The organism is uncultured Ruegeria sp. (assembly GCF_947497005.1).
Lineage (GTDB): Bacteria > Pseudomonadota > Alphaproteobacteria > Rhodobacterales > Rhodobacteraceae > Ruegeria.
On the sequence record NZ_CANMFF010000005.1, the window covers coordinates 280,623 to 290,913 of the forward strand.

A 10,291-nucleotide genomic window follows, 5' to 3' on the forward strand; every position below is an offset into this window, starting at 1 on the left:
GGCTGGGCGTGACACCGGAAGAGATCGAGGCGCTATTCACGCGCGAGAGCGGCGAGTTTCTGTTTGCCCGTTGGGCGCGGCCTATCGTGCCGGTCGTGTTTGGTGTCGAAGACGAGACGCTGGCCACGGTGAAAGGCGCATTTGAGGCCGTTGTCACTCTGGCTGGACATAAGATGGCCGAGACCGATCCTGAGCTTGGCGCCAATTGCATGGTTTTCTTTTTCCGGGACTGGCAGGAACTGCTGGAAGTGCCTGATCTGGATCGGTTGGTCCCGGATCTTGAGCCTTTGGTCGGGCGTCTGGTGGCTGCAGATGCCAATCAGTACCGCATATTCCGGTTCGAAGAAGATGGCGCAATCCGCGCAGCCTTTGTGTTTCTGCGGATGGATAGGGAATTGTCCAAAGTTCCGGCGGAAACGCTTGCGTTGGGCCAGGTGGTGCAGACCGTTCTGCTTTGGTCCGATACAGCGTTTCGGAAGCAATCGCCGCTGGCTGTCGCGCGTGAGGCGACGATCCTGCGCCCCGACATTGCCGCTCTGATCCGGGCTGCATATGATCCGGTTTTGCCGGGCGCGGCGCAGGATGCGTCTCATGCACTCAGGTTGTTTGCCCGGCTGGAGCCATCGCAATGAAGCACACGTACCCGGTTCGCGTTTATTACGAAGATACCGACATGGGCGGTGTCGTTTATCACGCGAATTACTTGCGGTACATCGAACGGGCGCGCTCGGATTGGGTGCGCAATCTGGGCAATGATCAGAACGCCATGCGGGAAGAGGGCATAGTGTGGGTCGTGCGACGGGTCGAAGCTGATTACCTCTCGCCTGCCAGATTCGATGACGAACTCATCGTGGAAACCGAAGTCACAGAAATCTCGGGCGTGCGCCTGACCATGGCGCAGTTGGTTCGGCGCGGTGAGACCGAGATATTTCGCGCCTTGGTCACGGCTGTTTGCATCAACAAGGACGGCAAGCCGATCCGTCTTCCGGCAGAGATTCGCGCATTGATGTAACAATTTGTAAGCCAGGGGTGGTTCTGTTGGCATTTCAGCCCCAACTGCGATAGCGTTTGGCAAAACAAGGCCAAACAAACGGCCGTCAGGCAAAACAAAGAGCAGGTTCATGGAAGCTGAAACGCTGGCGCTGGCGCAGGAGATCGATTTCTCCATGTGGGGGCTGTATGCCCGCGCGACCTTTGTCGTCAAATTGGTGATGTTGATGCTGATCGGCGCATCCATCTGGTCCTGGGGGATCATCATACAAAAGCTGATCAACTATCGGGCGGCCCGGCGCGAGGCGCAGGTTTTCGACGAAAGCTTTTGGTCCGGCAACCCCTTGGATGAGTTGTTCGAACAGACCGGTACCCAGCCAGATGGCAGTTCTGAAAAGATTTTTGCGGCGGGCATGATCGAATGGCGAAGGTCGCATCGTAACGATGGTGGTTTGATCGCCGGAGCGACCGCGCGGATCGACCGGTCGATGGATGTCGCCATCGCGAAAGAGGCTGAAACTCTTCAAAAGGGTCTGCCCATTCTGGCCACGGTCGGCTCAACCGCGCCGTTTATCGGCCTGTTCGGAACCGTCTGGGGTATCATGAACGCCTTCATCGAGATTGCCGAACAACAAAATACAAACTTGGCGGTTGTCGCACCCGGCATTGCCGAGGCGCTGTTGGCCACGGGGCTGGGTTTGCTGGCCGCGATCCCGGCGGTTATTTTCTACAACAAGCTCAGTGCGGATTGTGATCGGATCGTTGGCGGGTACGAGGCCTTTGCCGATGAGTTTGCCACCATCCTGTCGCGCCAGGTGGACAGCTGACAATGGGCGCGGCGGTTCAGCAATCCTCGGGTGGAAACGGGCGCAGACGCGGACGGCGGCGCGGTCGCGCGCAACCCATGGCCGAGATTAACGTGACACCCTTTGTGGACGTCATGTTGGTTTTGCTGATCATCTTCATGGTAGCCGCGCCATTATTGACTGTCGGTGTTCCGGTGGATCTGCCTAAGACCGCCGCCAGCGCGTTGCCCGGTGACAACGAAGAACCGTTGACCGTGACCTTGACGGCAGAGGGCCGGGTGCAAATCCAGACCACTGATGTTTTGCGCGAAGAGTTGATTGGCAAACTGCGCGCTATTGCGGCTGAGCGGACCAGTGACCGGGTTTTCCTGCGGGCCGATGGTGCGATCCCCTACGCGCAGGTGATGCAGGTCATGGGCGCGCTGAACGCGGGCGGGTTTTCCAACGTTGGCCTGGTGACCGATACTGGCGGGCCGACGCTGGACGACGGTGGAGAGTGAGGTCGCACGGTGGATACCGGCACCAAGATTTCAGCGATTGCGCATGTCAGCCTGATCGGAGTGGCGCTGTTCGGCGGCACCTTCCGGTCCGAGCCGTTGCCGATGGCCGTGCAGGATGTATCCGTGATCACCGCTGAACAGTTCACGGCCATGACGGCCCAGCGGGATGCGCCTGATATCCCCGAAGTGCCGACGGCATTGCAACAACCGCCCGAGCCGGAGGCTGAAACCAAGCCGCCGGAACCTGTAGTCGAGGAACAGCCGCGCCCCGAACCTGTTGCACCCGCCGAACCGGAACCGGAGCCTGCGCCGGTTATTGTCGAAGCGCCGCCAGAACCCGAGGTGCCGCTTGAACCGCCCTCTCTGACAGAGCCAGAGATTGAACCCGCAGCACAGCCTGTGCCACCGGGCCCCGAGGCGCAGCCGCGCCCTGCGGACCGTGTCGCACCCGATCCAATTGCGCCGCCGCCGCCCGAGGCGAAACCGGATGATTTCGAAACCCCGCCTGTGTCTCTGGATGAGGGTGCAGAAGTTCAGCAGGAACAACAGGACCAGACCGTGCCAGAAGAGGCGGCCCCTGAGATTGTAACCGAGGCAGAGGAAACCAAGGAGATATCTCCCTTGACGTCACCTCGCCCACGCGTACGTCCGAACCGGCCTAGCCCACCGCCTGAACCCGAGATTGCTGAAGCGCCCGAAGAGACCCCTGAACCTGAAGCACAAGCCGATGAGGCTGCGATCAATGACGCTCTGGCCGAAGCCCTGGGTGGCGGGACGGAGCCTTCCGGCCCACCGCTGACCAGCGGAGAGAAGGACGCGATGCGATTGGCTGTTTCCAGATGCTGGAACGTGGGTTCCTTGTCCACCGATGCGCTGAACACAGTGGTGGTTGTTGCGTTTTCGCTAAACCGCGATGGTACAGTTGTAGGTGGCAGCATTCGGATGCTGGACAGTACTGGGGGATCTTCTGGCGCCGCCAATCAGGCCTATCAGGCTGCCCGGCGTGCGATTTTGCGCTGCGGAGCCAAAGGATATGACTTGCCTGCTGACAAATACGCTCAGTGGCAGGATGTTGAGATTACATTCAATCCCGAGAGGATGCGGATCAAATGATGAAACTTCTGACCAGCCTCTTTGTCGGCCTGACACTGATGTCTGCGCCGGTTTTTGCGCAGAGCGGGCCTCTACGGCTCGAATTGGACGAAGGGATTATCGAACCCTTGCCCTTTGCCGTGCCGAGCTTTGTGCCTGATGGTCCTTCTGCGACGCAATACGCGCAAGATATCTCGCGCGTGGTGGCGGCTGACCTGACCGGGACCGGGTTGTTCCGCGAAATCGCCTCGGATGCGTTTATCAGCCGTGTCAGCAGTTTTGAGGCTCCGGTACAGTTTGCCGACTGGAAAGCGATCAACGCCGACGCGCTGATCACGGGTGCGGTCAATGTCTCGGGTAAGACCCTCACGGTTCGGTTTCGGGTGTGGGATGTGTTCTCGGGTCAGGAACTGGGTAACGGGCTTCAATTGGCAGGTACTACCGAGGGCTGGCGCCGCATGGCGCATAAGGTGGCCGATCAGGTTTACAGCCGGATTACAGGTGAGGGCGGGTACTTCGACAGCCGCGTGGCCTTCGTTTCGGAAAGCGGGCCAAAAAACCAGCGACTAAAGCGATTGGCGATCATGGATTATGACGGTGCGAACGTCCAATACATGACCGACAGTGCCGCAATCGTTCTGGCACCACGCTTTTCACCGACCGGTGACCGGTTGCTGTACACCAGTTACGAAAGCGGCAGCCCGCGCATCTATGTACTGGATGTAGGCCGCGTAAAACGGCAGGAACTGAAGACGCAGGACGGAACCATGAGCTTCTCGCCCCGCTTTTCGCCGGATGGCCGGTCGATTGTGTATTCTTTGATTCAGGGCGGCAATACGGATCTGTGGAAAATGGATCTGGCCTCGGGGCAAAGCACGCGTCTGACCAACACGCCAGCGATCGAAACCGCGCCAAGCTATTCGCCCGATGGCAGCCAAATCGTGTTTGAAAGCGACCGTTCGGGTACACCGCAGCTTTACGTGATGCCCGCAAATGGGGGCGAGGCCACGCGGATCAGCTTTGGCGCAGGGCGTTATGGTACACCGGTCTGGTCACCGCGTGGGGATCTGATTGCATTCACCAAGCAAAATCAGGGCCGGTTCCACATTGGCGTGATGCGCACGGACGGGTCTGAGGAGCGTCTGCTGACCGCCTCGTTCCTTGATGAGGGTCCGACCTGGTCGCCCAATGGCCGCGTCATCATGTTCACCCGCGAAACGCAGGGGGCCAGTGGTCGCGCATCGCTGTATTCTGTCGATATTTCGGGCCGCAACCTGCGTCCGGTGCGCACACCGGATGGCGGCAGTGACCCGTCATGGGGGCCTTTGCAGAATTGATCGCAGCAAAGTTCACAACGAATCGTCGCTGTGGTAGACAGGCGGCAATAATCAAAACACGAGGCACTTGAAATGAATGTATTGAGCAAAGTCTTGGCGTTGGGCGCGCTAAGTGTGATCGCCGCCTGTACAAATAATGACCCCTCTGCATTAGGCGGTGGCGGTGCTGGCGGCACCGGCGCGATCGTGGCGGGCTCGCCAAGCGATCCGCGTTCACCCGCGTATTTCCAGCAGACCGTAGGTGATCGGGTGCTGTTTGCCGTGGATCAGTCGACCCTGTCGTCTCAGGCACAGACCGTGCTGCAAGGTCAAGCAGAGTGGCTGCTGGCCAACCCGGATTTTGTTGCGAATATCGAAGGCCACGCGGATGAGCAGGGCACGCGTGAATATAACCTTGCGCTGGGTGCACGCCGGGCAAACGCTGCGCGCGAATACCTGATTTCGCGTGGTGTTGCGGGTAACCGCCTCAACACTGTCAGCTACGGCAAGGAACGCCCGATCGAGATTTGCAGCATTGAGGAATGCTATTCCAAGAACCGCCGGGCGGTGACTGTGCTGACCGGGTCAACTCTGGGGTAAGATAATGCGTATTGCAGGATGGGTTTTGACGGCAGTCATGGCGACGGTTGGTGTTGCACAGGCACAGGATCAGCAGACCCTGGCGGATATTCGTCAGGAGCTGACAGTGCTGCATGTGGAAGTTCAGCGTCTGAAACGCGAGTTCTCGACTACGGGGTCGCCCGCGCCGAACCTGTCCGGCAGTTCGATTCTTGAGCGGGTTGATGCCATCGAAGCCGAATTGCAGCGTCTGACCCGCCAGACCGAACAGTTGAACCAGCGCGTGCAGAACGTGGTCACTGATGGCACCAACCGCATTGGTGATCTGGAATTCCGGCTGGTCGAACTGGAAGGCGGCGATTTATCAACGCTGGGAGAGACCTCGACGCTGGGTGGTGACACAGTGGCCCCGGAAACAGGCGCTGCGACCGTTGTAACACCCCCGGCAACGGATCAGGGCGAACTGGCCGTTGGTGAGCGTGCGGATTTCGACGCCGCATCTCAAGCTTTGTCCGACGGCGATTTTCAGACTGCAGCTGACCTGCTTGCGCAATTCGAAACATCCTATCCCGGCAGCCCTCTTGCCCCCGAAGCCAACCTGAAACGCGGTCATGCGCTTGAAGGTATTGGTGACACCCGTGAAGCGGCACGTGCGTTCCTGGCCAGCTTTACCGGAGATTCTGAGGGCGTATTTGCCCCCGAGGCACTTTATGAGCTGGGCGCGGCGCTGGGGCGTCTGGGGCAGACCGATCAGGCCTGTATCACGCTCAATGAAGTAGGCGTCCGCTTTCCATCTGCACCGGCGTTTGCGAATGCGACACAAGAGATGTCCGCGTTGGGGTGTTCTTGAGTCGCCACACCGACAGGTTGCTTGCAGAACTTCGTGTCCGGTTGCCCGAAAGCCTGCCGCGCAAATTGGGTGTGGCGGTTTCGGGTGGCGGCGATTCTGCCGCCCTGATGCACCTCTTGCATGAGGTCGCGCAAACCGAGGCGATCAATCTTTATGTTGTCACCGTTGATCATGGATTGCGACCAGAAGCCTCGCAGGAGGCTGCGGCCGTATCCCGTCAGGCCGAGGCATTGGGGTTACCCCATGAGACGCTGCGTTGGACGGGCTGGGATGGGGCTGGCAACTTGCAGGATCAGGCGCGTCAGGCTCGGTATGCCTTGCTGTCCGACTGGGCGCGAGATCGTGAAATTGATGCCATCGCGTTGGGGCATACGGCAGATGATCAGGCGGAAACGCTATTGATGCGCCTGGGGCGATCATCAGGTGTAACGGGCTTATCTGGCATGTCGGCAAGCCGGCAACAGGAAGGGCTGACGTTGCTGCGACCTATGTTGGCTATCACCCGAGAAGACCTGCGTGCCTACCTGACCGATATTGGCGTGTCATGGGTCGACGATCCTTCGAATCAGGACACACGTTTCGACCGGATCAAGGCCCGGAAGGCCCTGCATGGCCTCGAACCTTTGGGAATTAATGCGCTTTCTTTGTCGCGCTCAGCGGACAATCTGGCCCAGGCGCATACGGCGTTGGGCGCGTTTGCGCAGGAATCCGCAAGGAATGTGGCGCAGGTCGATCAAGGTGATGTGAAGGTGGATCGGGCCGGTTTCACCGCGCTGCCCAAAGAAATCCGACGCCGCGTACTGGTTGGAATCCTCGCCTGGATCGCGGGGCAGGGCTATCCCCCGCGACAGACCGCAGTCGAGCAGGCGATGGACGCATTGTCGAAGGGACGAACCGGGTCGGTTGCTGGCTGTCTTTTGGTGCCAAAAGCCGAGAGTGTCTGGATTTGCAGGGAATTTAAGGCCGTAGAGGCTCAGATTGTCGCGCCCGACGAAGTATGGGATCGCAAATGGTGCTTTAGTGGTCCCGAAATTTCAAATGCTGAAATCCGTGCTTTGGGCGAGGAAGGGCTGCGACAGGTATCCGAATGGCGCGAAACAAGACGACCAAGGCTTGCTTTGACCGCATCGCCTGCGGTTTGGGCGGGGGAAGCAGTGCTGGCTGCTCCGCTTGCCGGTTTTGCAAATGGATGGCGGGTCGACATGACACCAGATTGGCCCGAGTTTTACGCATCTTTTTTATCGCATTGAACATACCACAATCCTCTCTATTTTAAGAGGTAACTTGGCAGCTCCTCACCTGCCGGAACTTTTGGGAGAATTTCCTTGGGCAACGCTCGCAATATCGCGTTTTGGGTCGTTCTGTTCTTGCTCATCCTTGCACTGTTCAATCTGTTCAGTGGACCGGGCGGAACGCTTCAGAGCAATGAAAGAACCTATTCCGACTTTGTCGGCGCCGTTCAAAGCGGTGAAGTCAAGAACGTGACTCTGGATGGTGAACAGATTCGCTATTCCACCCAAAGCGGTGCAAGCTATGTCACGATCAAACCCACCGACGCCGAAGTGACCAAGCTGCTGATCGAAGAGAACATCCCCGTTCAGGCGGTCAAGCAGCAGCAGTCGGGCTTCCAATCTTTCCTGATCACCTTGCTGCCCTTCCTTCTGCTTATCGGTGTCTGGGTTTATTTCATGAACCGGATGCAGGGTGGCGGCAAAGGCGGTGCGATGGGCTTTGGCAAATCCAAGGCCAAGATGCTGACCGAAAAGCATGGCCGCGTGACGTTTGACGACGTAGCAGGCATTGACGAAGCCAAGGAAGAGCTGGAAGAGATCGTCGAATTCCTGCGTAATCCGCAGAAATTCTCGCGTCTTGGCGGTAAGATTCCAAAAGGTGCACTGCTTGTGGGTCCTCCGGGTACCGGTAAGACGCTGCTGGCCCGCGCAATTGCGGGTGAGGCGGGTGTGCCCTTCTTCACCATTTCGGGTTCCGACTTTGTCGAGATGTTTGTTGGTGTCGGTGCATCGCGTGTGCGCGACATGTTCGAACAGGCCAAGAAGAACGCGCCGTGTATAGTGTTCATCGACGAGATCGACGCCGTGGGTCGCCATCGTGGTGCCGGTTATGGCGGTGGTAACGACGAACGCGAACAGACCCTCAACCAGCTGCTGGTCGAGATGGACGGGTTCGAGGCGAATGAAGGCGTGATCATTCTGGCCGCGACCAACCGTAAGGATGTTCTGGACCCCGCGCTGCTGCGTCCGGGCCGCTTTGACCGCAACGTGACCGTTGGCAATCCCGACATCAAAGGCCGTGAAAAAATCCTGGGCGTTCACGCGCGCAAGACACCTCTGGGCCCTGATGTCGATCTTCGTATTATCGCCCGTGGTACGCCGGGCTTCTCGGGTGCTGATCTGGCCAACCTCGTGAACGAGGCTGCACTGATGGCCGCACGCGTGGGTCGTCGTTTTGTCACTATGGAAGACTTTGAGAACGCCAAAGACAAGGTGATGATGGGGGCCGAGCGGCGCTCGATGGTGCTGACACAGGACCAAAAAGAAAAGACCGCCTATCACGAAGCTGGTCATGCCGTTGTTGGTATGTCCCTGCCGCTGTGCGATCCGGTCTACAAGGCGACGATCATTCCGCGTGGCGGTGCGCTGGGCATGGTTGTCAGCCTGCCTGAAATGGATCAGTTGAACTACCACCGTGATGAGTGCGAGCAAAAGCTGGCAATGACGATGGCCGGTAAGGCCGCCGAAGTTATCAGATACGGTGAAGATCACGTCTCGAACGGTCCGGCTGGTGACATCATGCAGGCCAGCCAGTTGTCGCGTGCCATGGTGATGCGCTGGGGTATGTCCGACAAAGTCGGCAATATCGACTATGCCGAGGCGCATGAGGGCTATTCAGGCAATACCGCCGGTTTCTCGGTTTCCGCCAACACGAAGGAAATGATTGAGGAAGAGGTTAAGCGCCTGATCCAGCAAGGATATGAGCGCGCGCATCAGATTCTCACCGAAAAGAATGAGGAATGGGAGCGTTTGGCACAGGGCCTGCTGGAGTATGAAACTCTGACCGGCGAGGAGATCAAGCGCGTCATGAATGGCGAATCGCCGACCGAAGGCGACGACGAAGGCGACAAGCCGGATGAGGGTAGTGCGCCCAGTGTCACGGCCATTCCCAAGACAAAGGCCAAGAAGTCTCCTCCCGATGATGGCGGGATGGAACCTGAACCTACCACATAATCAGAAAAAGACCCGGAGCCTGCTTCGGGTCTTTTCTCTTTTCATCAGGGTCTTGCTGGGCATTATGACCGCAAGAAAAAGAATGAGGAGGGAAGGCCATGCCATTTCTACGCGAAACTGAATTTTCCGCCGAAATAACCTGGCTCGGCCATGTTCCCGCCGAAGGGTCTTTGCGGGCCAGGGCGGTTGAAGCGTTGGATTTGGGGTTCAACGGAGTAGCCGGAGAGCGGCACGAGGGGTCAAATCGCGCGTCTTGTGTCCGTGTCTCGAACCTCTATCCAAAAGGCACTGAAATTCGCAATGTGCGTCAGCTGTCAGTGCTGTCCACGGAAGAACTGCAGCAAATCGCACAGGACATAGGGCTGGATCGACTTGACCCGTCTTATCTTGGCGCGTCCATCGTGTTGCACGGGATTCCGGATTTCTCGCATATTCCCCCGTCTTCGCGTCTTCAGGCCGCGAATGGGATGACGATAACAGTGGACATGGAAAACGCCCCTTGTGTTCTGCCAGGGCGCGAGATCGAAGCAGATCAGCCAGGGCATGGCGCCGCTTTCAAACCTGCGGCGGTCGGACGTCGGGGCATAACGGGATGGGTCGAACATCCGGGGCGCGTTCAACTGGGGGATCGGCTGAAGCTATTTGTGCCGGACCAACCTGCCTGGGCTCACGAAACCGTGTAGGTTTCCGATTAGAAACCTCTGAAATGACCTTACGACGCTTCACGACACCAGAATGTCGGAATCCATGGCTAATGTGATTGTACACAAGGGTATGGAATGCGCAGCGCCGGCGTTCTGCGTCGGTTTTGCACGGTATTCAATCAAGGACCCCGGCCAATGAGCTACAAATCCGACATCGAAATCGCCCGCGAAGCGAACAAGAAACCGATTCAGGAAATCGGCGCGAAGAT

The 10,291-nt window shown here is 58.3% G+C and carries 11 protein-coding genes; all 11 read left to right on the forward strand.

Annotated features, from left to right (window positions below; genetic code table 11):
* Nucleotides 1–8 precede the first annotated feature (8 nt).
* Nucleotides 9–632 carry a hypothetical protein gene (locus Q0816_RS09710; protein WP_298849878.1) on the forward strand — a complete coding sequence of 208 codons (624 nt, stop codon included), beginning with the start codon at nucleotides 9–11 and terminating at the stop codon, nucleotides 630–632.
* Nucleotides 629–1,012: a tol-pal system-associated acyl-CoA thioesterase gene (ybgC, locus tag Q0816_RS09715; protein WP_298849880.1), complete on the forward strand. Its 384-nt coding sequence runs from the start codon at nucleotides 629–631 to the stop codon at nucleotides 1,010–1,012. The genes Q0816_RS09710 and ybgC overlap by 4 nt, the downstream gene beginning before the upstream one ends.
* A 109-nt stretch (nucleotides 1,013–1,121) precedes the next feature.
* On the forward strand, nucleotides 1,122–1,817 hold the full coding sequence (gene tolQ, locus Q0816_RS09720; protein WP_298849882.1) for a protein TolQ: 696 nt from the start codon (nucleotides 1,122–1,124) through the stop codon (nucleotides 1,815–1,817).
* Nucleotides 1,818–1,819: 2 nt separating this feature from the next.
* Complete coding sequence (gene tolR, locus Q0816_RS09725) at nucleotides 1,820–2,296, forward strand: protein TolR (protein ID WP_298849884.1); 477 nt, start codon at nucleotides 1,820–1,822, stop codon at nucleotides 2,294–2,296.
* A gap of 9 nt (nucleotides 2,297–2,305) precedes the next feature.
* Complete coding sequence (locus tag Q0816_RS09730) at nucleotides 2,306–3,409, forward strand: energy transducer TonB (RefSeq protein ID WP_298849886.1); 1,104 nt, start codon at nucleotides 2,306–2,308, stop codon at nucleotides 3,407–3,409.
* The gene (gene tolB, locus Q0816_RS09735; protein WP_298849888.1) at nucleotides 3,406–4,725 is read left to right on the forward strand and encodes a Tol-Pal system beta propeller repeat protein TolB; all 1,320 of its coding nucleotides are present in this window, start codon (nucleotides 3,406–3,408) and stop codon (nucleotides 4,723–4,725) included. Before Q0816_RS09730 ends, tolB begins: the two co-directional genes overlap by 4 nt.
* 72 nt (nucleotides 4,726–4,797) lie before the next feature.
* Nucleotides 4,798–5,304 carry a peptidoglycan-associated lipoprotein Pal gene (gene pal / locus Q0816_RS09740; RefSeq protein WP_298849890.1) on the forward strand — a complete coding sequence of 169 codons (507 nt, stop codon included), beginning with the start codon at nucleotides 4,798–4,800 and terminating at the stop codon, nucleotides 5,302–5,304.
* A 4-nt stretch (nucleotides 5,305–5,308) separates the two neighbouring features.
* Nucleotides 5,309–6,133 carry a tol-pal system protein YbgF gene (gene ybgF / locus Q0816_RS09745; RefSeq protein WP_298849892.1) on the forward strand — a complete coding sequence of 275 codons (825 nt, stop codon included), beginning with the start codon at nucleotides 5,309–5,311 and terminating at the stop codon, nucleotides 6,131–6,133.
* Complete coding sequence (gene tilS, locus Q0816_RS09750; protein ID WP_298849893.1) at nucleotides 6,124–7,383, forward strand: tRNA lysidine(34) synthetase TilS; 1,260 nt, start codon at nucleotides 6,124–6,126, stop codon at nucleotides 7,381–7,383. The genes ybgF and tilS overlap by 10 nt, the downstream gene beginning before the upstream one ends.
* A gap of 75 nt (nucleotides 7,384–7,458) precedes the next feature.
* Nucleotides 7,459–9,378: an ATP-dependent zinc metalloprotease FtsH gene (gene ftsH / locus Q0816_RS09755; RefSeq protein WP_298849894.1), complete on the forward strand. Its 1,920-nt coding sequence runs from the start codon at nucleotides 7,459–7,461 to the stop codon at nucleotides 9,376–9,378.
* A 98-nt stretch (nucleotides 9,379–9,476) separates the two neighbouring features.
* Complete coding sequence (locus Q0816_RS09760) at nucleotides 9,477–10,061, forward strand: sulfurase (RefSeq protein ID WP_298849896.1); 585 nt, start codon at nucleotides 9,477–9,479, stop codon at nucleotides 10,059–10,061.
* Nucleotides 10,062–10,291 lie beyond the last annotated feature (230 nt).